Raw genomic sequence first — 25,800 nt, 5'->3', positions numbered from 1 at the left:
GGAATGCGATGGCACGCGTGGTGACCGCGGCGGAGACCGCGCCCGCGGCTTACGCCTGGGAGATCGACGCCACCGGATTGCGGGTCAGGGCCGGGCGACGGCTCGCGGTGAACGGGCTCGACCTGCGGCTCGGGCCGGGAGTACACGGTCTGCTCGGGCCCAACGGGGCGGGAAAGACCACTCTCATCCGGGCGCTGGCCACCGTGCTGCGCCCGGAGTCGGGGCGGCTGGAACTGCTCGGCGGAACGCCGGGACGCGGCACGCGGTTGCGCGAACTGCGGTCCAGGATCGGTTACCTGCCCCAGGAATTCGGCTACTACCGGCGGTTCACCGTGCGGGAGTTCGTCGAGTACCTGGCGTGGCTCAAGGAAGTCCCGAAGGCGCGGGTGCCCGATCTGGTGCAGCACGCGATCGAGCGGGTCGGCCTGGCCGACCGGGCGGACGCCAGGATGAAAACGCTGTCCGGCGGCATGGTGCGCCGGGCCGGGATCGCGCAGGCCATCGTCAACGATCCGGACATCCTGCTGCTCGACGAGCCCACCGCGGGCCTGGATCCCGCGCAGCGCATGCAGTTCCGCGAACTGTTGCAGCAACTGGGCACGCACACCTGCGTGGTGGTGTCCACGCACCTGGTCGAGGACGTGGCCGCCGCGTGCACCTCGGTGGTGCTCGTCGACGAGGGCAGGCTCGCCTTCCAGGGCACCGCCGCCGAACTCGCCGCGGCGGGCTCGGCCACCGACATCGGGGACAGTCCCAGCGAACGCGGGTACACCGCGCTGCTGGCCCGGCACCGGGAGGCACGATGACCGCCCGCGTGCTGCGCACCGAACTGCGCCGCTCGAGCGCGCCCTGGACCGGCCTGGTTTTCCTGGCGCTCACGCTGGGCCTGCTGTTCGGGCTGACCGGCCCGTGGGTCCACGGTTCGGCGCCGTGGACCGGGCAGTGGAACGGGCTGGGCCTGTGGCTGCGCGAACTGCTGATCTTCACCTGGCCGGTGGTGACCGGGCTCGGCGCCTGGCAGGGCACGCGGCAGCGGCGGTCCGGAATGGACGAACTGCTGGCCACCACCCCGCGCCCGGCCTGGCACCAGGTGGCCGTGCTGACCGGCGCGGTGGCGCTGACGCTGGTGGTGGCCACGCTGGTGCCGTTCGCCGTCGGCGCGGTCCAGGTCGCGGGCGGCACGGGGTACTTCACCGCGGCCTGGGTGCCCGCGCTGCTGGTCGGGCTGCTCGCCACGGTGGCCGGCGCGCTGCTGGGCATGGCCACCGGGCACCTGCTGCCGTACGTGGTGACCCCGCCGGTGTGCGCGGTCGCCGCGCTGGCGCTGCTGATCTTCCTGATGCCCTCGCCCGATCCGGGCGAGGAGTTCCCGCTGCGGCTCACGCTGCTCTCCCCGAATCTGGAAGGGCCGGACACCGCGTACACCACCGTCGCCCTCTCCGTCCACATCGGACAACTGCTGTGGTTCGGCGGGCTGGCGGTCACCGGGTTCACGCTGCTGACCGTGCGGCCGAAGCTCCGCGCACTCGCCGCGCTGCCGGCACTCGCCGGCATCGCGCTGGCGCTGGTGGTACTGCCGGGCGAGCGCGCTGCCGCCTATCCGGACGACGTGGCCGCGGCGGCGCCGGTCTGTGACCACGCCGGGGCCGAGGTGTGCGTGACGACCGCGCATTCGCTGCTGCTGAGCCAGTTCACCGGTCCCGCGCGGCAGGTGCTGGCCGAGCTGGCGGTGCTGCCGAACGCGCCCGTCTCCGTCACCGAAGTACCCGATCTGCGGAATGACGAACTGGGATCGCTCCCCCGGCCGTCCGGTGTGCTGCAGGTCGACCTCAACGACGGGGAGACCCGGTTCGCCGAGGACGACGGGCTCGATCCGGCGCGGCTGCGGCTGTCCATGCTGATGGGCGCGGGCACCCTGCCGTGCGGTGACTACGCCGTCCCCTTCGAGCAGGCCGACGAGCACGAAACGAGCGCGCGGCTGGCGGTGGCCTCCTGGTTCGCCGACGGTCCGGCTCGCCCGGTCACCCTGCCCCGCCAGTACCTCGCGCGGTACGCCGAGCAGGCCGAATTCGCCCGCGGCACCCTGTTTTCGCTGCCCCGCGAGGAACAGGTGCGCCGGGTGGCCGCGGCCCGCGACGCCGGGCTGAGCTGCGAGGGCAGCATGTGGGCGATCCTGACCCAGGGCGCGCGGTGAGCTGGGCCGTGCTTTACGCCCGCAGCCGCCGTCTCGCGGTGCCGCTGCTCGCCCCGGTGATCGCGCTGGTGCCGCTGTGGCTGGGAAATCTGGTGTGGTCCGGGGGAATCGGGCTGCTCGGGATTCTCGTGGTGACCACGCTCGGCGTGACCGCGGCCTCGCCGGGACTGGCCGGGCAGGACCACGACCTCGACCGCACGGCGTCGCTGCCCTGGCCACCGCGAAGAGCCGCGCACCTCGCCGCGCTCACCGCGGTGACCGTCGGCGCGGCCTTTTCGCTCGATTTCTTTTCCGACGCCGGAATACCCGCCGAAGTACTCCTGCGCGACACCATCGGGCAGGTCGGAATGCTCGCATTGGGCGTGACCTTGTTCGGCGCTTCCTTCGGCTGGTCCCTGCCTTTTCTCTCGCTGGTTCTGGCCGTGGTTCCCGGCATTTCCGGCGTCCCGCCCGCAGCCTGGCTCATCCAGCCCGCGGACGGGAAGGCCGCGCTGGCAACGGCTTTGCTCGCCACCGTCCTCGGTGTCACCGGTTACACGATATTCGGCCCGCGACGCGTTCTGTGATCCACACCACAAACACAAACCGCGAACGTCATTCCAGGGGACTGACCGGGTGTAAATCATTCACGAGGAAAGGGATTTCCATGGCGAACAAGAAGCAGAAAATCGCCGGTGCCGCCGCCGGGGTCACCGTCATCGCGGGCGGACTCGGCGCGGCAGGCGCCTCGGGCGCGTTCGCTTCGGACGAGCCCACCCCACCCAAGGGGGCCAGGGCGGTGGTCAAGGTGACGCCGAACCCGACCACCGAGCGGGGCCAGGAGGTCACCATCACCGGGCACTGCGGTGGCGGCGAAAAGCTGCGCGCGGTGCACAGCGGCTTCAACGGCAAGCCCGTGCTGGAGCACATCCGGATCCTCTCCGAGGACCCCAACGGGTTCGAGGCGAAGGCCACGCTGTCACAGACCGTCGGCAACGGGGTCGGCCCGGTGTTCGTCGACTGCGGTGGCGAGGCCGGGGTCACCCTGCTGGTCACGCACGTCTGACCAGCTCACCCGGAAGGGCGCACAGGCGGGCGGCGACCTGCCACAGCTCTTCCTCCCTGGTTTCGTCGTGCGAGTCGGGGGACGACGGAACCACCTTGCCCCGGTCGAGGTAGGAACCGCTTCGACCGGGGCGGGGCCCGGTCATGGTGTCGGCGAGCAGCCGCCCGGCAGCCGCGGGCCCCATCGCCAGCGGGGTCAGGCGGAAGATCGGCATGATGATCCGCGCGGCCAGCCGCTCCACCGGCGAGGCGTCGCGGACGAGCCCGGTGCCCGGCACCAGCCCGGGATCGTAGGTGTAGATGTCCACCCCCTCCGGCAACCGGCGCGCGAGCGCGTGCACCAGATAGATGACCGCGAGCTTGCTGGTGGCGTAGGTGCGGCGCCCGGCCGTGGAGGCGGTTTCCGTGCCCGGCTCGGCCAGCTTCGCCACCGGCGCCCACTTCGGCGCGGGCACCAGGCCCAGGTTGTGCCGGAGATCGCCGAAGTGCGCCCCACTGCCCACCACCACGATGCGGCCGGGCGCTTCGAAGCGGTCGAACAGCAGCCGTAGCAGCAGGTAGTTCGCGAGCACGTTGACGCCGAAGGTGGTCTCGAACCCGTCGGCGGTGGTGCTGGTGGTCGAGGCCATCTGGACGCCCGCGTTGCCGAGGAAGTCGCGCAGCGGCGGAATCTCACCGTCGTCGAGCCGCCTGCCGACCTCCTCGGCGGCGGCCCGGATGTCGGCGAGCGAAGCCAGGTCGCAGGTGATCGCGGAGACGTTCGCACTGCCCGTGCGCTCCCGCAGCTCGCGGACGAGGCGGTCGCCGTCGCGGGCGAGCAGCAGCAGATGCCGGTCGGGCTGGGTGGTGAGCAGGCGTTCGGCGGCCACGCGGCCGAGGCCGCGCCCGCCGCCGGTCATCAGGATCGTGCTGGTCGGCATGAAGTCTCCTGGTATCTGATACCTATTGGTACTCAGTACCATACGGAATCCCGGCCCGGGGCGCTAGGCTGACCGGTATGACCGGCCGTGCCCCACTCCGCGAGCGCAAGCAGCAGCGCGCGCGGGAACAGATCGTCCGCGCCGCGTTCGAGCTCTTCGCCGAGCGCGGGTTCGCCGAGGTGACCGTCGCGGACATCGCCGAGCGGGCCGAGGTCGGGCGCACCACCTTCTTCCGCTACTTCGGCGACAAGCAGGAGGTCGTCTTCGCCGACGAGCAGGACCTGCTCGACGCGCTCGCCGAGCGCCACCGGGCCTCGATCAGCGGCACCGCGCCGGACCTGGAGACGGCGCTCGCGCAGATCCGGCTGGCGGTGCTCGCGGTGTGCGCGGAGGCGACCAAGGACGCCGAGCACTTCCGGCGGCACGAGCGGTTGCTGCGGGACAACCCGGAACTGCACGATCGCGGCAACCGGAAGCTCCAGCGGTTCACCGAGACGGTCACCGCGAACCTGCGCGACGCCGGCGCCACGCCGCTGGTCGCCGCGCTGGCCCCGCAGCTGGCGCTGGCCTGCTTCAACGCGGGCAGGCATCTCGGCGATGGCGACCCGGCCCGCCTGTCGAACTCGGTCGACGCCGCCTTCACCGCCCTCGGCGCGGCCCGCTTCGAAATGCCGTCGCGTCAGGAGGACGTTTTGTAGGTGCTCCAGCCGCCGTCGACGACGAGGGAGGCGCCGGTGATGAAGGAGGCGTCGTCCCCGGCGAGGAAGGCGATGGCGGCGGCGACCTCTTCCGGGCGTCCCAACCGTTTCTGCATGGTCTGCGCGGCGCTGGCGGCTCGATCCTCTTCGCTGATGTCGTCCCACGCGGCGGTCAGCACCGGCCCCGGCAACACCGAGTTCACCCGCACTTCGGTGCCGTACTCGGCGGCGAGCTGGCGCGCGAGACCGGTGAGCCCGGCCTTCGCCGAGGCGTAGGCGGCCCGGCCAGGCAGCCCGGTCAGCGCGTGCACCGAGGACGTCAGCACCACCGCGCCCCGCGCGTCCCGGCGCAGGTCGTCGAGGCAGGCCTTGAACCCGAGGAACGCACCGGTCAGCGTGACCGCGAGCTGCCGCTCCCAGGACGCGAGGCTCATTTCGTGCGCGGGCACGACTTCGACCGTGTAGGCGTTGCTCACCAGGATGTCCACCGGCCCGAGCCGCTCCCGGCACCGCGCCACGGCGCCGGCCCAGTCGGACTCGGAACTGACGTCACAGTGCAGGCCGATCGCACCGGGAATCCCGGCCGCGACCTGTTCGACCACCGGATCGACGTCGAGCAGGGCGACCGCGACACCGTCGGCGGCCAGCCGCCGCGCGGCCGCCTCGCCGATGCCCCGTGCCGCCCCGGTGATCATCGCGACCTTCACCTGCTCCACCTCAGACCGTCGTGTGCAAGGGGCCACCGTGGTAGGTGACCGCGTCGGTGAAGGCGGCCACCAGGTCCACTTCGGACTCGGCGGCGATGGCGTATTCGCGGTGCAGGTTCAGCACCAGCCGTTCGCTGTCGGCCCAGCCGGCGAACTCGCCGAGGTCGCACCGCCGCGCGGCGTCCAGCGGGGTGAGGCCGTCACGCAGCCCGGCGGCCGCGGTGTCCAGCACCAGCCGGTAGTACGCGCTCAGCTTCTCGAACACCTCCGGCACGTCCTCGGCACGCATCAGCGGCCCGTGCCCCGGCACCAGGTGCTCGGCGCGGAAGGAGGCCAGCCATTCCAGTGAGAGCAGCCCGCCCTCGCACGAGCCCATGCCCATCATCGGGGTCAGCCCGTTGAACACCAGGTCCCCGGTGAACAGCACCTTCTCGCGCGGCAGCCAGACGACCACGTCCCCGCCGGTGTGTGCCTGGTAGCCGGGGTGGTGCAGTTCGATCCGCCGATTCCCGTTGTGCACCACGAGATCGGTGGTCATCGTGAGATCCGGCAGGCGCCGGGTGACCGGGCCCCAGTCCGGCCGCGGTTCCCACACCGGCGGGCAGTACTCGATCAGCGGGTCCACCGCGAGCGCCGCGCGCATAGCCTCGTGCCCGATCAGCACGGTGGACCCGGGCAGCAGGCTGTTGCCGTAGCTGTGGTCGCCGTGCTGGTGGGTGTTGACCGCCCAGCGCGGGGTGGGCGTCCCGGTGGCTTCGGCGGCCAGGTCCAGGAACCGGCGCGTGCGCTCGGCGGTGGCGCAGGTGTCCACCACGAAGGTGCCGCCGTCCCCGGCGATCACCCCCGCGTTGTTCACCCACCAGGTGCCGTCCGGCTGGACGTAGGCGTGCACGCCGTCGGCGATTTCGGTGAGTTCGCCGGAGTCCGGTCCCATGCGGACCACCCTATCGGCACCGCTTCCGGGTTGCGCTGGAGCGCGCTCCAGGTCCTAGCGTGAAAACGAACCCGCAGAAGCACTGAGGAGACCGGCAACCATGGAACTCGGCATTCACCTTCCCATCTTCGACATCGAGGGTGGCACCACGGCCATCGCCGGTGAGCTGGCCCGCGTCGGCGCCGCGGCCGAGGCGGCCGGGGCCACCTGGCTGTCGTTCATGGACCACTACTTCCAGATCGAACCGGTCGGCCTGCCCGCCGAGGCGAACATGCTGGAGGGGTACACCACGCTCGGCTTTCTCGCCGCGCACACCACGACCATCGATCTCGGCCTGCTGGTGACCGGGGTGACCTACCGCCACCCCGGCCTGCTCGCCAAGATCGTCACCACGCTCGACGTGCTCTCCGGCGGCCGGGCCGTGCTCGGCCTCGGCGCGGCGTGGTTCGAGCGCGAGCACCACGGCCTCGGCGTACCGTACCCGCCGGTGGCCGAGCGGTTCGAACGGCTCGAGGAAACCCTGCGCATCTGCGGGCAGATGTGGGATCCGGCGAACAACGGGCCGTTCGACGGGAAGCACTACCAACTGGCCGAAACGCTGTGCTCGCCGCAGCCGATCAACCGGCCCAAGGTGCTCATCGGCGGTGGCGGGGAACGCAAGACGCTGCGGCTGGTGGCGCAGTACGGCGACGCGTGCAACCTGTTCGGCAGCTCGCCGGAGGATGTCCGCCACAAGCTGGGCGTACTGCGCCGCCACTGCGACGACGTGGACCGCGACTACGCCGAGATCCGCAAGACGATCATCGCGAACAACCCGCGGCCGGAGCCCGGCAACCAGGACGAGTTCGTCGCCTCGATGGCGCCCTACGCCGAACTCGGCGTGGAAGCGGTGATCGTCACCCCGACCACCGGGTCCCCGGCCGCGTGGATCGAGCAGCTCGCCCCGGCCGTGCCCAAGCTCGCCGAGCTCTGAGCCGCCCGGTTCAGCCGAGCACGACGCGCTCCAGTTCTTCGGTCAGCGGCCGGATGTGCGCCCGCGCGCGGGCGGTCAGCTCCGGTCCCGCCAGCGCAACGCTGCCGACGTCGAACAGCGGTTCCGGTGCGTACTCGGCCTGCAGGATCGCTTCGCGCGCCAGGTCGTCGCCGTAGATGTCCTGGATGAGGCGGAAGGCGATCTCGAACCCGCCGGTGGCCGGTCCCGCGGTGATCCGGTTGCGGTCCTCGACCACGTTGCCCGCCTGGTGGGTCGCGCCGTAGTGCTCGAGCAGGTGGGTCGCCTGGAAGTTCGTGGTGGCCCGGTAGCCCTTGATCAGCCCGGCCGCGCCCAGCAGCAGCGCGCCGGTGCAGGACGCGGCCACCCAGCGGGCGCGGCCGCCGCGATCGGCCAGGAACTCCAGGGTTTCCTCGTCCTGGAACACCGCGGGCGGGACGGCACCGGCGAACAGGATGTCCACGTCGCGCGGGCAGTCGGCGAAGCTGGTGGTCGGCCGGGTCGGGAAGGCCGGTGTGCCGGTCAGTTCGTCGGTGTTCCTCCAGACCAGGTGGAGGTTCACCTTGGGCAGCATGCCGAACATGGTGTGCATGCCGATGATGTCCACCGGCATGTAGCCGGGCGCGACCAGGATCGCCAGGGTCACCTCGGGCATCGACGCGTCGGGAATGGAAAGGGTCATTTCGCGGCCTCCTCGGTAGGCGGGACCCGGCCAGAGTATCAGTCTCGCTTAAAGTCTGGCTGATACTCCGGTTCTGGGCAACCCGCGCCGCGGGGTTGAGTTGCGTCCGAGCCGGTCAGGGGAAGGGCAGCAGGCTTCGGGTGAAGTCGCGGACGGTGGTCTGCTGCTGCGCGGTGAGGCCGTCGAGGAGCTCCGCGTCGATCCGGTCGAGCGCGAGGGCGACCTCGTCCAGCAGGTCCCGGCCCTTGGCGGTGACTTCGAGCCGCGCCCGCCGTCCGCGTTCGACCGGGGAGTCCGCCACCGCACCGGCTTCCTGGAGCAGGCGGACGGTGGCGTGCATGCTCTGCGCGGTGATGCCCGAGCGCCGCGCCAGGTCGCTGTAGGACAGGTCGGGCCGCCGCGCGAGGTGGCCCAGCGCACCGAGGTGGCGCAGCGTCAGCCCGTGCGGCGCCAGCGCGGCCTCGATCCGCCGCTGCGCTTCCCGCCCGGCCGCGACCAGGTTCATCGCCAGCGACGCGGTCAACCGCGGTGGCTCGTCTGCCATCTGCCCGTTTCCTCCTGCCGTCACCGGCGGCATGATCTCACGTCATCCGCGGTTCTGCGCCAGACTGCCGGATGTGCTCCTACGCCAACTCGAATACCTCGTGGCGCTGGCTCGCGAACGCCACTTCGGCCGGGCCGCGCAGGCGTGCCACGTGTCGCAGCCGTCGCTGTCCGCGGCGATCCGGACGCTGGAACGGGAACTGGACACCCCGCTGGTCCACCGCGGCCGCCGGTTCGGCGGGCTGACCCCCGAGGGCGAGCGCGTCCTGCGGTGGGCGCACCGGATGCTGGCCGAGCGCGACGCGCTGCTCGCCGATCTCGCGGAGATGCGCCACGGCCTGACCGGCACGCTGCGCATCGGCGCCATCCCGACCGCGCTCACCGCGGTCTCCCTGCTCACCGCGCCGTTCTGCGAACGCCACCCGCACGCCAGGGTCGCGCTGCACTCACTGTCCTCAAGGGACATCGTGCACGAGCTGGCGGAGTTCGAACTGGACCTGGCACTGACCTATCTGGACGGTGAACCGCTCGGGCCGGTGCGGCGGCTGCCCGTCTACGAGGAGCATTACCTGCTACTCGCGCCCGACGACAGCGAACTCTCCCGCGCCGGGAGCGCCACGTGGGCGCAGGCCGCCGCGGTCCCGCTGTGCCTGCTCTCGGAGCGGATGCGCAACCGCCGCATCCTCGACGGGATCTTCGCCGCGAGCGGGGTGACGGTGGCCCCGGCGATCGAAACCGACTCGGTGGCCGCGCTGTACGCCCACGTCGCCACACGTACGTGGTACAGCGTCATTTCCCACGCCTGGCTGCACATGTTCGGCGTGCCGGCGGGCATGCGCGTGCTGCGGCTGCGCGACACCCCGCAGGCACCGCGGATCGGCCTGGTGCTCCCCCGGCGCGACCCGGAACCGATGCTGGCGCGGGCCTTCACCGAGTCCACGCGGCAGATCGACGTGCGCGGCGAGCTGGAGCGGCTGGCCGAACACCACCTCGGTTCATAGATCTCGGCTATCTCGACATCGAAGCAAACGCTTTGACCGCCGGAAAAAGCGCCGCGAGGCTGGGAGGAGAGCCAACTACCGAGGAGCTGTGTCATGGCAAAGGTGCTCTGCGTGCTCTACGACGACCCCGCCACCGGCCATCCCGCCACGTACCCGCGTGACGACCTGCCCCGCATCGACCGCTACCCGGACGGGCAGACGCTGCCGGCGCCACGGGCCGTGGACTTCACCCCCGGGCACCTGCTCGGCAGTGTCTCCGGCGAGCTGGGCCTGCGGAACTTCCTCGAAAGCCGCGGCCACACCCTGGTGGTCACCGCCGACAAGGAAGGCCCCGATTCGGTGTTCGAACACGAACTCGCCGACGCGGACATCGTGATCTCCCAGCCGTTCTGGCCCGCCTACCTGACCGCCGAGCGGATCGCGAAGGCGCCGAAGCTGAAGCTCGCGATCACCGCGGGCATCGGGTCGGACCACGTCGACCTGGACGCGGCCATCGAGCACGGGGTGACCGTCGCGGAAGTGACCTACTGCAACAGCATCAGCGTCGCCGAGCACGCGGTGATGATGATCCTCTCGCTGGTGCGCGACTACCTGCCCGCGCACCGGATCGCCAGTGAGGGTGGCTGGAACATCGCCGAGGCGGTGTCGCGCTCGTACGACGTCGAAGGCATGCACGTGGGCACGGTGGCCGCCGGGCGGATCGGCACCGCGATCCTGCGCCGCCTCAAGCCGTTCGACGTGCACCTGCACTACACCGACCGGCACCGCCTGCCCGCCGAGGTCGAACGCGAGCTGGGCCTGACCTTCCACGAAAGCGCCGCCGACCTGGTGCCGCACTGCGACGTGGTGACCATCAACGCGCCGCTGCACCCGGAAACCGAGGGCCTGTTCGACGACGACCTGATCGCCACCATGAAGCGGGGTGCCTACCTGGTCAACACCGCGCGGGCGAAGATCACCGATCGCGACGCCGTGGTGCGGGCGCTCCAATCGGGCCACCTGGCCGGGTACGCGGGCGATGTCTGGTACCCGCAGCCCGCGCCGGCGGATCACCCGTGGCGCACCATGCCGCACCACGGCATGACGCCGCACATCTCGGGTTCTTCGCTGTCCGCCCAGGCGCGCTACGCGGCCGGGACCCGGGAGATCCTGGAGCACTGGTTCGACGAGCAGCCGCTGCGGGAGGAGTACCTGATCGTGGACGCCGGAAAACTGGCAGGCGCCGGCGCCCACTCGTACTCGACGCGCTAGGCAGTGTTTTGCAAGCGGTGGAACCGTTTGCTGGGGCCGCCGTCAACCCGGCGGCGTCCAGCCGATCACCGTCGCCAGTGTGCGGATCTGGTCCGGGCCGACCTGGCAGCAGCCGCCGATGAGGCGGGCACCGCGATCGACCCAGTCCGCCACCGGGCCGAACGCCGGTTCTCCCCGCCAGGTCCTGGTTTCCGCGTCCCACTCCTGGCCGCTGTTCGGGTAGACCACCACCGGCTTGCCGGACACCCGCGCCGCCAGGGCGATCGCCGCGCCGGTGTCGTGCGGGGAGCTGCAGTTCACCCCCGTCGCGACGATCCGGTCGCTTCCGGCGGCCACGGCGAAGGCCTCGGCCAGCGGCTGCCCCGCCCTGGTGCGTGCACCGTCCACAGTGTACGAAAGCCAGGCCGGGACGTCGTACTCGCCGACGAGTTCGGCGAGTACGACGGCTTCGTCGAGGTCCGGGATCGTTTCCACGGCAAGGAAATCCGGCTCGGCGTCCACCAGGACGTCGAGCCGTTTCCGGTGGAACCCAGCCAGCTCCGCCTTGCTCAGGCCGTAGCGCCCCCGGTACTCCGCCCCGTCCGCGGTGATCGCCCCGTACGGCCCGACCGACGCCGCCACCCGCAGCCCGCCCCCCACTCGGGCTGCGGCCTCCCTCGCCAGTTCGACGCTGCGCCGCAACGCTTCCGACGCCTTCGCGGCGTCGATCCCGGCGGCGGCGAACCCCTCGAAGCTGACCTGGTAGCTCGCCGTCGTCGCTATCTGCGCCCCGGCGCGGAAGTACGCCTCGTGCGCGGCGACGATCGCCTCCGGGTCGTCGAGCAGCAACCTCGCCGACCACAACGATCCGCTGAGATCATGCCCGTCGGCGGCCAGCTGGTTGGACAAACCGCCGTCGAGCACCACCGGCCGCGCGCCGAAGTCCATCGCACCTCCCCTGGTCCCGGTCCAGGGTAGACGCTCCGCTCAGCAGGCCGCGCAGCGCAGGAACGAGCGCACCTGGAACGGCGTGTTCGGGTTCGTGCTCTGGCGCGGCAGTTCCGCCCGCTGCTGACCGGACTCACCACACGGCCGCGACTGCATGGTGATGTTGACGTTGGTGTTGTTGGTCATCGAGTAGGCGAAGTTCGGCGGCCCGACCAGGTTCCAGCAGCCGTCCGCGCCGTGCTCGCCACCGGCGCGCTGGCCGTTGTAGTTGCTCTGGCTCCACCAGCAGATCCAGTTGCCGGGACAGTCGTTGACGCCTTCCGCTGCCGAACTCGAAGCCGGACCCGAACTCGAAACCGGCGCCGCCGAAGCCGTCCCCGGCACCAGCACCAGCGCGAACAACGCGGCGGCCATGAACTGCGTGATCCTCGAAAGCACAGCGAACCCTTTCCCCAGTGTCCGGCCGGCGCGTGATGGCCCGCCGTCGGGAGAAAGCTACTGCGCCCGGACCGGGGTGGTCACGGGTTTCCGTCCACGCTGAAACCCTTACTCCACCTGGATTATGCGCGTAAGGGTTTCGCCGGTGGTGGCGGCGGTGGCCTGGTAGAGCAGGCGCGGCACGGCGTCGCGCAGGGCACGCACCGCGCGGGACGGTTCCACGTCGCGCCGGTAGGCCAGGCGCACGGTGCGGGCCAGGCCGGGCGGACCGAATCGCGTGATGCGGAACCGGTCCCCGACCACCGTCCCCGGGACCACGGCGAGACCGATCCCGGCGCGGACGAATTCGAGCACCGCGTCCATTTCCCCGCCCTCGATGGCAAAATCCGGTTCGAAGCCCTCGGCACGGCACGCGTCCATGGTCGCCTCGCGCAGGTCGTACCCCCGGCGGAACATCACCAGCGGATGACCGCGCAGGTCGCGGATCTTCATCCGCGCCCCCGCCACCGGCGCCGGCTCGTCCTTCGGCGAGATCACCACCAGCTCTTCGACGAACAACGGCACGGTCGAGAGCCGGTGATCGTCGTGCACCCGGGAGTCGACGATCATCGCCAGGTCCAGCGTGCCCTCCGAGAGCGCCGCCTGCAGATCCCGCGAGCCGCCCTCCTGCAGCACCAGTTCGATGCCGGGGTACTTGCCGCGGAAGGTGGCCAGCAGGCGCGGCAGCACGCCGGTGCACAGGCTCGGCGTCGCCCCGAACCGCACCCGCCCGCGCCCCAGCTCGTCGAGTTCGCGGACCGCGCGGTAGGCCGTCTCGGTCTCGGCGAGGATGCGGCGGGCGAACGGCAGCAGCGTCTCCCCCGCCTCGGTGAGCGTGACGTTGCCGCGGATGCGGTGGAACAGCGTCGCGCCGACGTCCCGTTCGAGCGCCTTGACCTGCTGCGACAGCGAGGGCTGCGCCACCCGCATGCGCTCGGCGGCCTGGGTGAAGTGCCGCGTCTCGGCGACCGCCACGAAGTACGCCAGCTGCTGGAACTGCATACCCCATCATAGGCATAGGCTCTCGTCATCAGAGCAAAGATCTGTTTGCCCTCTGAACAGCACTCGGCTTACCGTCGAAGCGTGGTACTCGCACCCGCCGGGACAGCGTCGGCAGCAACGAAGAAGAAGACGCGAAAACGCCCGGCACTACTGGACTTCTGGCGATCGACCATCGGCAAGAAGGTGGTGATGGCGGTCACCGGCCTGCTCATGGTCGCCTTCCTGCTCGCGCACATGGCCGGGAATCTCAAGATCTTCTTCGGCCCCGCCGAGTTCGACGCCTACTCCGCCTGGCTGCGCACCATCGGCGGGCCCGTGCTGCACCACGGGTGGTACCTGTGGATCCAGCGCACCGGGCTGCTGATCGCGCTGGTCCTGCACATCACCGCGGCCGCCCAGCTCTCCCGGCGCGACCGCAGGGCGCGGCCGGTGCGCTACGTGCACGGCAGGCGCCCCAGGGCCACCTTCGCCACCCGCACCATGCGCTGGGGCGGGGTGATCATCGCCTTCTACCTGGTCTGGCACGTGCTCGACCTGACCGTGGGCGCGGTGCACCCCGACTTCGTGCCGCACCACCCGTACCAGAACGTGGTGACGAACTTCCAGGTGTGGTGGATCAACCTGATCTACTTCGTGCCGGTGATCCTCGTCGGCCTGCACATCAACCACGGCTTCTTCAGCGCCGCGCAGACACTCGGGGTGAACCACCCGGCGCGGCGGCGGGCGCTCAAGGGCACCGGGTCCGCGCTCGCCTTCGTGATCACCGCGGGCTTCCTGCTGGTGCCGATCGCCGTGATGACCGGGATGGTGAACTGACATGGACGAATACGAACCGGGCGAGCCGATCGCCGACACCAGGGCACCCGGCGGCCCGATCGAGCGCCGCTGGGACGAGCGCAAGTTCACCGCGAAGCTGGTCAACCCGGCCAACCGCCGCAAGCACCGGGTGATCGTGGTCGGCACCGGGCTGGCCGGCGGCTCGGCCGGGGCCACCCTGGCCGAGCAGGGTTACCACGTGACCCAGTTCTGCTTCCAGGATTCCCCGCGCCGCGCGCATTCGGTGGCCGCGCAGGGCGGGATCAACGCCGCGAAGAACTACCGCAACGACGGCGACTCGGTGTACCGGCTGTTCTACGACACGGTCAAGGGCGGTGACTTCCGCTCCCGCGAGTCCAATGTGTACCGGCTGGCGGAGATCTCCGGGCAGATCATCGACCAGTGCGTCGCGCAGGGCGTGCCGTTCGCCCGCGAGTACGGCGGGCTGCTCGACACCCGTTCGTTCGGCGGGGTCCAGGTGCAGCGCACCTTCTACGCGCGCGGGCAGACCGGGCAGCAGCTGCTGCTCGGCGCGTACCAGGCGCTGTCGCGGCAGATCGACGCCGGGAACGTGGAAATGCACGCGCGCACCGAGATGCTCGACCTGATCGTGGTCGACGGCAGGGCCCGCGGCATCGTGGCGCGCGACCTGATCACCGGCGAGGTGACCAGCCATCTCGCGGACGCGGTGGTGCTGGCCACCGGTGGCTACGGCAACGTGTTCTACCTGTCCACCAACGCCAAGGGCTCCAACGCCACGGCCATCTGGCGGGCGCACAAGCGCGGCGCCTACCTGGCCAACCCGTGCTTCACCCAGATCCACCCGACCTGCATCCCGCGCTCGGGCGAGCACCAGTCGAAGCTGACGCTGATGAGCGAGTCGCTGCGCAACGACGGGCGCATCTGGGTGCCGAAGCGGGCCGGGGACGAGCGCCCGCCGAACCAGATCCCGGAGTCCGAACGCGACTACTACCTCGAACGGCTGTACCCGAGCTTCGGCAACCTGGTGCCGCGCGACATCGCCTCGCGGGCGGCGAAGAACCAGTGCGACGCCGGTTTCGGGGTCGGGCCGGGCGGGCTCGGCGTGTACCTGGACTTCGCCGACGCCATCGCGCGCCTCGGCCGTCCGGCCATCGAAGCCAAGTACGGCAACCTCTTCGACATGTACGAGCGCATCACCGCGGAGAACCCGTACGAGGTCCCGATGCGCATCTATCCGGCGATCCACTACACGATGGGCGGGCTGTGGGTCGACTACGACCTGCAGACCACCGTGCCCGGGCTGTTCGCCATCGGGGAGGCCAACTTCTCCGACCACGGCGCGAACCGCCTCGGTGCCTCCGCGCTGATGCAGGGACTGGCGGACGGTTACTTCGTTCTGCCACCGGCGATCAACGACTACCTCGCGCGCGGCACCTTCGAGCCGGTGCCGCCCGACGCGGCGTCCGAAGTGGAGTCCGAGGTGCGCTCACGGGTGGACCGGCTGCTGGCCGTGCAGGGCGATCGCACGGTGGACTCCTTCCACCGCGAGCTGGGCATGCTGATGTGGGATCACTGCGGCATGGCCCGCAACGAAACCGGGCTGCGCAAGGCACTCGGACGGCTTCCCGCGCTGCGTGAGGAATTCTGGCGGCGGGTGCGCATTCCCGGCAGCGGCGCCGAGCTGAACCAGGAGCTGGAGAAGGCCGGCCGCGTCGCCGACTTCCTCGAGTTCGGCGAGCTGATGCTGCTCGACGCCCTGGTCCGCGAAGAGTCCTGCGGCGGGCACTTCCGCGAAGAGCACCAGACACCCGAAGGCGAGGCGCAGCGCGACGACGAGCGGTTCAGCTACGTCGCCGCCTGGCAGTACGGCGAGGAAAAGCCGGTGCTGCACAAGGAACATCTCGAATTCGACTACGTACACCCCACCCAGCGGAGTTACACGTGAAGCTCACCGTGCGCATCTGGCGCCAGTCCGGCCCGGCCGACGAAGGCGGCATGGTCACCTACCCGGTCGACGGCGTCAGCCCGGACATGTCCTTTTTGGAGATGCTGGACGTGCTCAACGAGGAACTCATCGGGCACGGCGAGCAGCCGGTCGCCTTCGACCACGACTGCCGCGAGGGCATCTGCGGTTCGTGCGGGGTGGTGATCAACGGCGAGGCGCACGGCCCCGAGCGGACCACCACCTGCCAGCTGCACATGCGCTCCTTCCGCGACGGTGACGTGATCGACGTGGAACCGTGGCGGGCCAAGGGTTTCCCGGTGGTCAAGGACCTGGTGGTGGACCGATCGGCGTTCGACCGGATCATCGGCTCTGGCGGTTACGTCACCGCCCCCACCGGCGCCGCGCCCGAGGCGCACGCCACCCCGGTGCCGAAGCCGGACGCCGACCTGGCCTTCGACAACGCCACCTGCATCGGCTGCGGTGCCTGCGTGGCGGCCTGCCCGAACGGCTCGGCGATGCTGTTCACCGCGGCAAAGGTGACGCACCTGAACGTGCTGCCGCAGGGTTCGCCGGAACGCGAACAGCGCGTCCTGGACATGGTGGAGACGATGGACGCCGAGGACTTCGGCGGCTGCACGAACGTCGGCGAATGCGTGGCGGCGTGCCCCAAGGGCATCCCGTTCACCAGCATCGCCAACCTGAACCGGGAGTTCCTGCGCGCCTCGCGACGCCGCTAGTCCTCCGGCAGGGCCCGGGGTGCGGTGGCGAGCACGTGCCGCCGGAAGGATTCGCCGGCCGGTGGCAGGTCGCGGCCCGCGAGCCAGGCGATGCCGATGTCACGCGCACAGACCACATCGGACACTCGCAGGTGCGGTGCCGGGTGCTCCGCCGGGGACGGCGGGAACATCGCGGTGTGCGGCAGCGGCAGCAGCGAGACGCCGAGTCCGGCGGTCACCAGGCCGCGCAGCGTCTCCACCTCGTCACCCTCGAAGCCGACGAGCGGGCTGAACCCGGCTTCGGCGCACAGCGCCTCGGTGGTGTCGCGCAGTCCGTAACCCTTGCGCAGCAAGATGAACGGCTCGTCGGCCAGTTCCGCGAGCCGGATCTGCTTTCGCCGGGCGAACCGGTGGTTCGGCGGCACGGCCACGCGCAGCGGCTGCACCAGCAGGCGTTGCCAGGCTATCCGCGCGTCGCCGGGATCGCCGCTGGTCAGCACCAGGTCGGCGGTGCCGTCGAGCAGTTCCGCGGTCAGCCCCGCCTCGCCGTGTTGCCGCAGCTCGAACCGCACGCGCGGGTGGCGCCGCCGGAACCCGCTCAGCACCGGCGGCACCAGCCAGGTGCCCAGCGTGTGCAGGAACGCCAGCGCCACCACACCGGTGTCCGGGTCGACCAGCTCACCGACCGCCCGCACCCCGAGGTCGTAGCTCTCCAGCACCGCGTCGGTGTGCTGCTTGAACGCGCGCCCGGCCGGGGTCAGCCGCAGCGCGCGGCCGGAGCGCTGGAACAGCTCGGCGCCCACTTCGTGCTCCAGCCGTTTCAGCGCGCGGGAAAGCGCCGGTTGGGTGACCCTCGCCCGGGTTGCCGTATCGGTCACCGTCGCGCCCTCGGCGACCTCCCGAAACAGGCGCAGAACTCGCAGTTCCATGCGATCCATAGTTCCAGTGCATCGAACCGGTGAGAATCAGGCATTGGACACATGCCGCCGACAGGGTGAACCTGGAGGTACCGATCGACGAAGCACGGAGGACCGAGGAATGGCAACAGTGGCCGAGCAACTGGTGCGCACGCTGCGCGAAGCCGGGGTCGAGCGGATCTACGGCATCGTCGGCGACAGCCTCAACCCGATCGTGGACGCCGTCCGCCGGACCGACGGCATCGAGTGGGTCCACGTCCGGCACGAGGAGACCGCCGCCTTCGCGGCCGCCGCCGAAGCGCAGGTCACCGGCAAGCTCGCGGTCTGCGCCGGCAGCTGCGGGCCGGGCAACCTGCACCTGATCAACGGCCTGTTCGACGCCCACCGCAGCGGCGCGCCGGTGCTGGCGATCGCCTCGCACATCCCGTCCGCGCAGGTCGGCACCGGCTTCTTCCAGGAAACCCATCCCGACCGGCTGTTCGTCGAGTGCAGCCACTTCAGCGAGCTGGTCTCCCAGCCGGAGCAGATGCCGCGGCTGCTGCGCATCGCCATGCAGACCGCGGTCGGCAAGAGCGGGGTGTCGGTGCTGACCATTCCCGGTGACGTCTCCGAGCGCAGGGCGCCGGTGCCCGGGGTGGAGCGGGTGCAGCTGGTCAAGCCCTCCCCCACCATTCCGCCCGCCGACCAGGTCACCGAGCTGGCCCGGCTGCTGGACTCCGGCCAGAAGGTGATGCTGTTCGCCGGGGCGGGTGCGGCGGGCGCGCACGACGAGGTGATGGCGCTGGCCGAGCGGCTGGCCGCCCCGGTCGGCCACTCGCTCGGCGGCAAGGAGTGGATCCAGTACGACAACCCGTACGACGTGGGCATGAGCGGGCTGCTCGGCTACGGCGCCTGCTACGACGCGATGCACGAGGCCGACGTGGTGGTGCTGCTGGGCACCGACTTCCCCTACGACAACTTCCTGCCGCAGGCCCGCACCATCCAGATCGACATCGACCCGGCGCACCTCGGCCGCCGCACGCCGCTCGAGCTGGCGCTGCACGGCGACGTCAAGGAGACCATCAAGGCGGTGCTGCCGCTGTTGCGCGGGCACACCGACCGCACCTTCCTCGACCGGATGCTGCGCGAGCACGTGCGGCGGCTGGAGAAGGTGGTCGACGCCTACACCACCCGCTCCGAGCAGCACCGCCCGATCCACCCCGAATACGCCGCCGACCTGGTCGACGAACTCGCCGACGAGGACGCGGTGTTCACCGTGGACACCGGCATGGGCAACGTCTGGGCGGCGCGTTACCTCACGCCCAACGGCAGGCGACGGGTGATCGGCTCGTTCCGCCACGGCAGCATGGCCAACGCGCTGCCGCACGCCATCGGCGCGAAGCTGGCGCAGCCGGAGCGGCAGGTGGTCTCGATCTCCGGCGACGGCGGGCTGGCCATGCTGATGGGCGACCTGCTCACCCTCTCCGCCTACGACATCGGCGTGAAGGTGGTGCTGTTCAACAACTCCACGCTCGGCATGGTCAAGCTGGAGATGCTGGTGGACGGCCTGCCCGACTACGGCACCGACCAGGTCCCGGTGAGCTTCGCCGCGATCGCCGAGGCGTGCGGCATCCACTCGGTCCGGGTGGAGGACCCGGCGCGGATCGGCGACGCGCTGCGGAAGTCGTTCGACCACCCCGGCCCGTCGCTGGTCGAGCTGGTCACTGACCCGAACGCGCTGTCGATCCCGCCGAAGATCACCGGCGAGATGGTGCGCGGTTTCGCGCTGGCCGCCAGCAAGACCGTGCTCAACGGCGGCGTCGGCAAGATGATCGACATGGCGCGCAGCAACCTGCGCAACGCGCCACGTCCGTGACCTCCCTGGCCCCGCTAGGAGGCGAGCAGTTGCGGGGCGTGCTCGCGGACGGCGGCTTCGATCTGCTCGAAGCTCGGGTTGATCATGGCGTGCCCGCCGACAAAAACGGTGGGCACGATCTCGTTGCCGTCCGCGGCCGCCCGCACCCGCGCCGCCGCCTCCGGGTCCTCCCAGATGTTGAACTCGCGCACCGGGAGGTTGCTGCGGCGCAGCCGGGGCATCAGGTCCATGCAGAACGGGCAGCCGGGCCGCCAGTACAGGTCGACGGTGGAGATGGGGTCCATGCGTGCTCCTCCTCGGTTCACCGTCCACCGTACTCAACGCGGTCGCGGGATTCGCTCGAGTCCCGATCACGGCCGGAGCTGGCTAGGCTTTCCCGAATGAGGAAACTGCGAAGAACCGCGTTGATCTTCCCGTTGCTCGCCCTCTTCGGCTTCGCCACCCCGGCCCAGGCCGAACCCGCACCCGAAGGGCCCGAAGCGCTCTGCAGCAACATCTACAACGGCTGCTTCTGGCCCCAACCCGGCTTCAACGGCCCCTGGTACCAGACCACTATCTACTACTCCGGCTGCTGGCACCTGCCACCGTCGCGCTCCTACGAGATCTCCGCCGCCAAGCCGGTGACCCTGTACGCGGGCACCGACTGCACCGGCCAGAGCCACCAGATGAGCGGCTGGGGCTGGAACCCGGACATCGGGTTCAGCGCCCAGAGCTACTACTACCAGCAGTGAACCGGCGTTCCCCCGTCCAGCCGGGGTCGCCCGTGCGAGCGAAGCGGACCCACGCGCCGTGCATCTCGGCGGCCAGCCCGTCCGGCACGTCCGGTCCGAGCAGCCCGCCCGGCGTGCGTAGTTCGGGCAGGTCCACCCGGTCGAACACGAACGGCAGCTCCGCGGTGTGGCAGGCACCGAACGGGCCGCCCCGCCAGTCGAACTCGTAGGTGAACGCCTTGTCGTAGAGCGAGATCAGGCGTTCGCGGCCGTCGCGGAACATCCGGTCGATCCCCGCGCTGTGCTCGGGAAGCTGGTACAGGCGCGACTCCTCGGAGTTGGTGCCCACCAGCAGGTCGACCGGATGCGGCGGCGGGACCTCGTCCAGCACCACGCCGACCGGCGTGAGCCGCGAACCACCGCTCACCTGGCCGAGTTCGGTGACCAGCCGTTCGTCGGGGATCTCGGCGAAGGCCTCCACCGTCGCGTCGATGCCCAGTCGTTCCGCGAGTTCACGCGTCGTCCCGGCCGCCTGCGCGCCGGTCATCGTGCTGAGCCCGCCGCTCTGGCTGATCGCGCGCCGGAACAGGCCACCGGCCTCGGGCGTGACCAGCAGCGCGCTGACGATCATCGCTCCCGCCGACTGGCCGAACACGGTCACCTGGTCCGGATCCCCGCCGTACTCGCCGATGTGCGCCCGCACCCACCGCAGCGCGGCGACCACGTCGAGCAGGCCGCGGTTGCGCGGTGCGCCGGGCAGGTCCAGCCAGCCCGGCGCGCCGAGCCGGTAGTTCAGTGTCACCAGCACCACGCCGTCGCGGGCGAACGAAGTGCCGTCGTAGAGAGGCGCCTGACCGGTGCCGGAGATGAATCCGCCGCCGTGCACGAAGACCATCACCGGCGCGCTGCCTGCCGTCGACGGGGTGGTCACGTTGACCGTCAGGTAGTCCTCGCCAGGCACCCAGCCCGGCCCGATCACCGGACTCAGGTCCACTGGGAACCGGCGGCGCGGGGCGGGCGCGGACGGGCCGTGCTCGCGCGGCACGCCGTCGACCGGCTCCGGCGCGGCGAACCGGGCGGCGCCCACCGGCGGTGCCGCGTACGAGATGTTCCGGAAGACCTTCACCGCCATGCCGCCCACTCCTTCACCGCGAACTTGCCGCCGTCGCGCCGGACCTCGGCCGCGCCCGCACCGGGGAAGTGCGCGGGCAGCAGCAGCGCGTTGTGGTCCGCCGCCCAGTCCAGCACCCGGCGCCTGCTGACGGCCGCCCCCGGCTCGTCCTCGTCGAAGCACGGCCCGCAGTCCGGCTCGGCGATCTGCAGCGGGTTGTGCAGCAGGTCGCCCGCGAACACCGCCTGGTCACGCAGGTGCACCACGGCCGAACCGGGCGTGTGCCCCGGTGTCAGCTCGATGCGGAGGTTGGCGTCGATGTCGTAGTGGTCGCCTTCCCACAGCACGGTCTGCCCGGCGCGGTGGACCGGCGCGACGCTGTCCTCGAACACGTTCTGCATCCCGCGACCGGAGCGGGTCTGGTGGTTGTTCTCCGGGTTCCAGTAGTCGAACTCGGGCCGGGCGATCACGTACTCGGCGTTGGGAAAGGTCGGCCGCCACTCGCGGTCGACGAGGTGGGTGTTCCAGCCGACGTGGTCGCCGTGCAGGTGCGTGCAGATCACCACGTCCACCTCTTCCGGGCGCACGACGGTGGACAGGTCACCCAGGAAGTTGGTGTCGAGGTGGGCGAAGAACGGCATGTACGGGCGTTCGCGGCCGTTGCCGATCCCGGTGTCGATCAGGATGGTGCGGCCCTCGCTGCGGAGCAGCCAGGTCTGGATCATCGTGCGGACCTCGTCGGCCGCCGGGTCGAAGAACTCGGGCGCCAGCCAGTTCTCGTGCTCGCGCCACTTCTCGACCGGCACGTCGGGAAACATGAACTCGCGGGGCAGGCCCTTGGTCGGCAGCTCGACCACGCGGGTGAGCTCGACTTCGCCGATGGTGATGGTTTCCATGCCTCCAGCCTGGGCGGCGGGACCCCGTCGGCGGTATCGGTCAGGTGACTGCAGTCGGGGATACAGTCGAGTCATGGTGAGGGAGCACGAACGCGCGGCCGTGCTGGGGTTGACCGGCGGCGTGCTGATCGTGGCCGGTGAAGCGGGCGCGGGCAAGAGCACGCTGTTGGAACTGGCCGCGGCGGCGCACGAGGGCAGGGTGCTCCGGATGACCGGTTCGGCGAGCGAGTCGAACCTGCCCTTCGCCGGGCTCCACCAGCTGCTGCGCCCGGTGCGGTCCGAATTGGACGAGTTGCCGGAGCGGCAGCGCGCGGCCCTGCTCGGCGCGATCGGCCTGACCGAGCCCGGCTGTCCGGACCGGCTGCTGGTCGGGGTCGCGCTGCTCACGCTGCTGTCCGAACTCGCGCGGCGCGAGCCGGTGCTGGTCGTCGCCGACGACCTGCAGTGGCTCGACCCCGGCTCGCTCGACGCGCTCGCCTTCGCCGCGCGGCGCATCGACGACGAGCCGCTGGCCGTGCTCGGCGGTACCCGGGACGCGGCCGGATACGGCGGATTCCCGTCGCTGACGCTCGGCCCGCTCAGTGCCAGGGAGGCGGGCGAACTGCTGGACCAGCAACTCGATCCGCCGTCCGGCAAGCGGCGGCTGCGCATTCTCGAGCAGGCCGCCGGGAATCCGCTGGCGCTGGTCGAGCTGGCCAGGGCGGACTGCTCCGACGAGGACGTGCTGCCGTTGACCGAACGGCTGGAACGGGTGTTCGCCGCCGATCTGGCCGGGCTGTCCGAAGCCACGCGGGAGGCGCTGCTGCTCGTCGCCGCCGACCACCTCGCCGCGGCCGAGCTGGCCGAGGACCTCGCCCCCGCCGAACGCGCCGGGCTGCTGCGCATCGCGGGCGGGGTGCGCTTCCGGCACCCGCTGGTGCGCTCGGCGATCTACCACGACGCACCGCTGGCCGCGCGCCGTCGCGCCCACCGGCGGCTGGCCGGGATGCTCGCCGCGGAACCCGACCGCCGTGCCTGGCACCTCGCCGCCGCGGCCGCCGCGCCGGACGAGGAGATCGCCGCCGCGCTGGAGGCTTCCGCGGCCAGGGCCCGCGAACGCGGTGGTCACGCGGCCGCGGCGACCGCACTGGAGCGCGCCGCCGAGCTGAGCCCGGACCGGCACGACCGCGCGCGCCGCCTGGTGACCGCGGCGGGCGTGGCGGTCAATACCGGGCAGCCGCGGTGGGTCGAGCAGCTGGCGGCGAAGGCGAGCGCGAGCACCGACGACCCGGCGCTGGTGGCGCGGGCGTCGCTGCGGGTCGGCCAGGTGCTGACGCTCAGCGCCGAGCACGACACCGCGATCTCCCTGCTGCTGCGCGCGGCGGACGACCCGGAGCTGGCCCCGAGCGCGACCGCTTCGGCGGCGGTGGCCGGGTTCTACTCCGGCGACGAGGAACACCGGCTCGCCGTGCGCGCGCGGGCCGGGACCGATCCGTGGACGCTGGCGCTGCTGGAGCCGGCGGTGCGGCGGGCCGAACTGGCGGCCGCGCTCCCGGCACTGGTCTCGAAGGCCGGTGGTGATCCGGCGCGGCTGGTCTCGCTGGGGGCGATGGCGTGGCTGCTCGACGAGGTCGGCCAGGCCGTGCGGATCTTCGACGACGCGCTGCACCGGTGGCGGATGAGCGGTTCGCTGCCGACCGGGCTGGGCTGCTCGGCGGGCTGGGCGTACCTGGACAACGGGCAGTGGGCGCAGGCGCGGCTCGCGGCGGCGAGCGCCACCGCCGCCGGTGCCGGGCTGCCCCACCTCGACGCGGCGGTGCGTTCGCTCGAAGCCGCCGCGCTCGCGCTCTCCGGTGACACGGACCGGGCCCGCGCGGTGGCGGGCACCGGTTTGTCCTTTGTGGACCCGGACCGCAGCAGGGCGGTGGCCGTGCGCACCCGGTGGGCGCTGGGCATGGCGGCCGTGGCCGACGGTGAGCACCTCACCGCCTACGAGCAGTTCCGGCTGCTGTTCACCCCGGCCGGGGATCCGGTGCACTACTCGTGTTCCTACGCCGGTCTCGCGGAACTCGCGGCGGCCGCGGTCCGCACCGGGCACGAAACCGAGGCCGCCGAGATCGTCGACCGCTGCGTGAAGCACCTGGACGGGGAACTCTCGCCGCGGATGACCGCGTTGATCCACCGCGCCCGCGCCCTGCTGGACCCGGAAGCGGCCGAGACCCACTTCGAAACCGCCCTGTCCGACCCGGCAGGTGCGCAGTGGCCGTTCGAACGCGCGCAGATCCTGCTGGACTACGCGGAATGGCTGCGCCGCCGCCGCCGCATCACCGATGCTCGCCCGAAACTGCTCGCGGCGATGGAAACCTTCCGGCGCCTGGGTGCCCGTCCGTGGATCAGCCGGACCGAAGGCGAACTACGCGCCGCGGGCGTCGAAGCCTCCACAACGCCGGATGCGCTCAGTTCGCTTACGCCCCAGCAACAACAGATCATCCGCCTGGCCGCGAGAGGCCTGAGCAACCGCGAAATCGGCGAACGGTTGTTCCTCTCGCCTCGGACCGTGGGATCACACCTGTACCGCAGCTTCCCGAAGCTCGGCGTGACAGCGCGTTCCCAACTCCGCGACCTGGTGACCCCCTCCCCCGAACACAAAGTCGGCTGAGGGGCGGCGGTTCATCGCCGTTGCGCGGTCACAGGAGAGCCCCGCCGGAAACCTCGATGCGCTCGGCGGTGACCCAGCGCATGTCTTCGGAGGCGAGTGCGGCGATCGCGTCGCCGATCTCGGCAGGCTCGCCGACCCGGCCGAGCGCGGTCTGCGCCGCAAGGGTTCCTCGCAGCTCCTGGTCGTCCCGCATCGCGCCGCCGTTGAAGTCGGTGGCGCTCGGCCCGGGGGCGATCGCGTTGACGCGGATACCACGCGGGCCCAGCTCGACGGCCAAGCTGCGAGCCAGGACCTCGGCGGCCGCCTTCGACGCCGAGTAGACCGATGTCCCGGGGCTGACATGACGGGTCAGCGACGTCGACACGTTGATGACGCGCCCCCCTTCCGCCAGGTGCGGTGCAAGGGCCTGGATCAGGAAGAACGTGCCGCGGAAGTTGGTGCGCACGAGCGCGTCGAAGCTCTCCACGGTCACGCCCTCCAGCAGGCCGAACAGCCCGATACCGGCGTTGTTGACAAGAACGTCCACCGACGCGGCGGTCCACCGCGCGCGAACCTCGTCGATCAGTTCCGCCGTGAACGCGCCGAACGATTCGACGTCGGCGATGTCGAGTCGCATCGCGAACCCGTCGCCGCCCGCGTCCTGGATCATCCGCACGGTGTCCGCGGCTCCCTGGGCACCTTCCCGGTAGGTCGCCACCACTTTGGCGCCGCGGCGCCCGAGCGCGAGAGCGGCACTGCGCCCGATCCCCCGGCTCGCACCCGTGACCAGCGCGATCCTCTGTTCCGCCATGAGTCAGCTCTCTCCGAATCCTAGAGGTGAGTCGAGTGACTCACCTCGGCACA

General features: G+C 71.1%; 27 protein-coding genes. 14 read left to right on the top strand and 13 right to left on the bottom strand.

Translation table 11 applies throughout. The annotated features are described in order from the left end of the window. Window positions 1-8: 8 nt before the first annotated feature. From YIM_RS19290 to YIM_RS19275, 4 genes are all read left to right on the top strand, one after another. Window positions 9-806: an ABC transporter ATP-binding protein gene (locus tag YIM_RS19290; RefSeq protein ID WP_153031683.1), complete on the top strand. Its 798-nt coding sequence runs from the start codon at window positions 9-11 to the stop codon at window positions 804-806. Beyond that, entirely contained in the window at window positions 803-2,194 is a 1,392-nt protein-coding gene (locus tag YIM_RS19285) for a hypothetical protein (protein WP_153031682.1), read from the top strand. The genes YIM_RS19290 and YIM_RS19285 overlap by 4 nt, the downstream gene beginning before the upstream one ends. Further along, on the top strand, window positions 2,191-2,760 hold the full coding sequence (locus YIM_RS19280; protein WP_153031681.1) for a hypothetical protein: 570 nt from the start codon (window positions 2,191-2,193) through the stop codon (window positions 2,758-2,760). The genes YIM_RS19285 and YIM_RS19280 overlap by 4 nt, the downstream gene beginning before the upstream one ends. A gap of 80 nt (window positions 2,761-2,840) precedes the next feature. Next, the gene (locus YIM_RS19275; RefSeq protein ID WP_153031680.1) at window positions 2,841-3,239 is read left to right on the top strand and encodes a hypothetical protein; all 399 of its coding nucleotides are present in this window, start codon (window positions 2,841-2,843) and stop codon (window positions 3,237-3,239) included. Here the strand turns inward: YIM_RS19275 and YIM_RS19270 are convergent. After that, entirely contained in the window at window positions 3,226-4,158 is a 933-nt protein-coding gene (locus YIM_RS19270) for an SDR family NAD(P)-dependent oxidoreductase (protein ID WP_228004826.1), read from the bottom strand. The genes YIM_RS19275 and YIM_RS19270 overlap by 14 nt on opposite strands. A gap of 77 nt (window positions 4,159-4,235) precedes the next feature. Here YIM_RS19270 and YIM_RS19265 point away from each other — a divergent pair, with 77 nt between their 5' ends. Beyond that, window positions 4,236-4,856 (top strand): TetR/AcrR family transcriptional regulator, encoded by a 621-nt coding sequence (locus YIM_RS19265; protein WP_153031679.1) that lies wholly within the window; start codon window positions 4,236-4,238, stop codon window positions 4,854-4,856. Here the strand turns inward: YIM_RS19265 and YIM_RS19260 are convergent. Both YIM_RS19260 and YIM_RS19255 read right to left on the bottom strand, forming a co-directional pair. Further along, the gene (locus tag YIM_RS19260) at window positions 4,838-5,563 is read right to left on the bottom strand and encodes an SDR family NAD(P)-dependent oxidoreductase (protein ID WP_228004825.1); all 726 of its coding nucleotides are present in this window, start codon (window positions 5,561-5,563) and stop codon (window positions 4,838-4,840) included. The two genes, YIM_RS19265 and YIM_RS19260, sit on opposite strands and share 19 nt — an antisense overlap. Before the next feature lie 10 nt (window positions 5,564-5,573). Then, window positions 5,574-6,497 carry an MBL fold metallo-hydrolase gene (locus tag YIM_RS19255; protein ID WP_153031678.1) on the bottom strand — a complete coding sequence of 308 codons (924 nt, stop codon included), beginning with the start codon at window positions 6,495-6,497 and terminating at the stop codon, window positions 5,574-5,576. A gap of 100 nt (window positions 6,498-6,597) precedes the next feature. On the opposite strand from YIM_RS19255, the gene YIM_RS19250 reads away from it, so the two are divergent. After that, window positions 6,598-7,470 (top strand): LLM class F420-dependent oxidoreductase, encoded by an 873-nt coding sequence (locus YIM_RS19250; RefSeq protein ID WP_153031677.1) that lies wholly within the window; start codon window positions 6,598-6,600, stop codon window positions 7,468-7,470. A gap of 10 nt (window positions 7,471-7,480) precedes the next feature. Here YIM_RS19250 and YIM_RS19245 read toward each other — a convergent pair whose 3' ends face one another. Together YIM_RS19245 and YIM_RS19240 are read right to left on the bottom strand one after the other, a co-directional pair. Next, the gene (locus YIM_RS19245; RefSeq protein ID WP_228004824.1) at window positions 7,481-8,170 is read right to left on the bottom strand and encodes a DJ-1/PfpI family protein; all 690 of its coding nucleotides are present in this window, start codon (window positions 8,168-8,170) and stop codon (window positions 7,481-7,483) included. A 115-nt stretch (window positions 8,171-8,285) separates the two neighbouring features. Continuing rightward, the gene (locus tag YIM_RS19240) at window positions 8,286-8,714 is read right to left on the bottom strand and encodes a MarR family winged helix-turn-helix transcriptional regulator (RefSeq protein ID WP_194240213.1); all 429 of its coding nucleotides are present in this window, start codon (window positions 8,712-8,714) and stop codon (window positions 8,286-8,288) included. Between the two features lie 73 nt (window positions 8,715-8,787). Here YIM_RS19240 and YIM_RS19235 point away from each other — a divergent pair, with 73 nt between their 5' ends. Together YIM_RS19235 and YIM_RS19230 are read left to right on the top strand one after the other, a co-directional pair. After that, window positions 8,788-9,714, top strand: a complete 927-nt coding sequence (locus YIM_RS19235) for a LysR family transcriptional regulator (protein WP_153031675.1) — start codon at window positions 8,788-8,790, stop codon at window positions 9,712-9,714. 93 nt (window positions 9,715-9,807) lie between these two features. Beyond that, window positions 9,808-10,965 carry an NAD-dependent formate dehydrogenase gene (locus YIM_RS19230; protein ID WP_153031674.1) on the top strand — a complete coding sequence of 386 codons (1,158 nt, stop codon included), beginning with the start codon at window positions 9,808-9,810 and terminating at the stop codon, window positions 10,963-10,965. Between the two features lie 42 nt (window positions 10,966-11,007). Here the strand turns inward: YIM_RS19230 and mmuM are convergent, their stop codons facing one another. The 3 genes from mmuM to YIM_RS19215 all read right to left on the bottom strand — a co-directional run bounded on the left by mmuM (window position 11,008) and on the right by YIM_RS19215 (window position 13,371). Then, a complete protein-coding gene (mmuM, locus tag YIM_RS19225; protein WP_153031673.1) occupies window positions 11,008-11,892 on the bottom strand; it encodes a homocysteine S-methyltransferase in 885 nt (294 codons plus the stop codon). Between the two features lie 39 nt (window positions 11,893-11,931). Further along, the gene (locus tag YIM_RS19220) at window positions 11,932-12,330 is read right to left on the bottom strand and encodes a peptidase inhibitor family I36 protein (protein WP_153031672.1); all 399 of its coding nucleotides are present in this window, start codon (window positions 12,328-12,330) and stop codon (window positions 11,932-11,934) included. 108 nt (window positions 12,331-12,438) lie between these two features. Continuing rightward, entirely contained in the window at window positions 12,439-13,371 is a 933-nt protein-coding gene (locus YIM_RS19215) for a LysR family transcriptional regulator (RefSeq protein ID WP_153031671.1), read from the bottom strand. A gap of 81 nt (window positions 13,372-13,452) precedes the next feature. Between YIM_RS19215 and YIM_RS19210 the strand changes: the two genes are divergently transcribed. Genes YIM_RS19210 through YIM_RS19200 form a run of 3 tightly spaced genes read left to right on the top strand, consistent with a single transcriptional unit; the run spans window position 13,453 to window position 16,851 of the window. Further along, entirely contained in the window at window positions 13,453-14,187 is a 735-nt protein-coding gene (locus tag YIM_RS19210; RefSeq protein ID WP_228004823.1) for a succinate dehydrogenase cytochrome b subunit, read from the top strand. 1 nt (window position 14,188) lies between these two features. Beyond that, entirely contained in the window at window positions 14,189-16,114 is a 1,926-nt protein-coding gene (locus YIM_RS19205; protein WP_153031670.1) for a fumarate reductase/succinate dehydrogenase flavoprotein subunit, read from the top strand. Next, a complete protein-coding gene (locus tag YIM_RS19200; protein ID WP_153031669.1) occupies window positions 16,111-16,851 on the top strand; it encodes a succinate dehydrogenase/fumarate reductase iron-sulfur subunit in 741 nt (246 codons plus the stop codon). Before YIM_RS19205 ends, YIM_RS19200 begins: the two co-directional genes overlap by 4 nt. On the opposite strand, the gene YIM_RS19195 is transcribed toward YIM_RS19200, so the two are convergent. After that, entirely contained in the window at window positions 16,848-17,759 is a 912-nt protein-coding gene (locus YIM_RS19195) for a LysR family transcriptional regulator (protein WP_153031668.1), read from the bottom strand. The genes YIM_RS19200 and YIM_RS19195 overlap by 4 nt on opposite strands. 109 nt (window positions 17,760-17,868) lie before the next feature. On the opposite strand from YIM_RS19195, the gene YIM_RS19190 reads away from it, so the two are divergent. After that, complete coding sequence (locus tag YIM_RS19190; RefSeq protein WP_153031667.1) at window positions 17,869-19,602, top strand: pyruvate dehydrogenase; 1,734 nt, start codon at window positions 17,869-17,871, stop codon at window positions 19,600-19,602. A gap of 14 nt (window positions 19,603-19,616) precedes the next feature. Here the strand turns inward: YIM_RS19190 and YIM_RS19185 are convergent, their stop codons facing one another. Further along, entirely contained in the window at window positions 19,617-19,886 is a 270-nt protein-coding gene (locus YIM_RS19185) for a glutaredoxin domain-containing protein (protein WP_153031666.1), read from the bottom strand. A 96-nt stretch (window positions 19,887-19,982) separates the two neighbouring features. Between YIM_RS19185 and YIM_RS19180 the strand changes: the two genes are divergently transcribed. Then, window positions 19,983-20,333, top strand: coding sequence for a hypothetical protein (locus YIM_RS19180; protein ID WP_153031665.1), 351 nt, complete (start codon window positions 19,983-19,985; stop codon window positions 20,331-20,333). On the opposite strand, the gene YIM_RS19175 is transcribed toward YIM_RS19180, so the two are convergent. Beyond that, entirely contained in the window at window positions 20,302-21,444 is a 1,143-nt protein-coding gene (locus YIM_RS19175; protein ID WP_153031664.1) for a carboxylesterase/lipase family protein, read from the bottom strand. The two genes, YIM_RS19180 and YIM_RS19175, sit on opposite strands and share 32 nt — an antisense overlap. Next, the gene (locus YIM_RS19170) at window positions 21,435-22,319 is read right to left on the bottom strand and encodes an MBL fold metallo-hydrolase (RefSeq protein ID WP_153031663.1); all 885 of its coding nucleotides are present in this window, start codon (window positions 22,317-22,319) and stop codon (window positions 21,435-21,437) included. Before YIM_RS19170 ends, YIM_RS19175 begins: the two co-directional genes overlap by 10 nt. A gap of 73 nt (window positions 22,320-22,392) precedes the next feature. Between YIM_RS19170 and YIM_RS19165 the strand changes: the two genes are divergently transcribed. Further along, window positions 22,393-24,957, top strand: coding sequence for an AAA family ATPase (locus YIM_RS19165; RefSeq protein WP_228004821.1), 2,565 nt, complete (start codon window positions 22,393-22,395; stop codon window positions 24,955-24,957). 28 nt (window positions 24,958-24,985) lie between these two features. On the opposite strand, the gene YIM_RS19160 is transcribed toward YIM_RS19165, so the two are convergent. Beyond that, window positions 24,986-25,747 carry an SDR family NAD(P)-dependent oxidoreductase gene (locus tag YIM_RS19160; protein ID WP_153031662.1) on the bottom strand — a complete coding sequence of 254 codons (762 nt, stop codon included), beginning with the start codon at window positions 25,745-25,747 and terminating at the stop codon, window positions 24,986-24,988. Window positions 25,748-25,800: the final 53 nt, after the last annotated feature.

The organism is Amycolatopsis sp. YIM 10 (genome assembly GCF_009429145.1).
In the GTDB taxonomy this organism is placed as follows: Bacteria; Actinomycetota; Actinomycetes; order Mycobacteriales; family Pseudonocardiaceae; genus Amycolatopsis.
The sequence above is the reverse complement of the archived record's forward strand: the minus strand, read 5'-3'. Positions and strand labels throughout refer to the sequence as shown.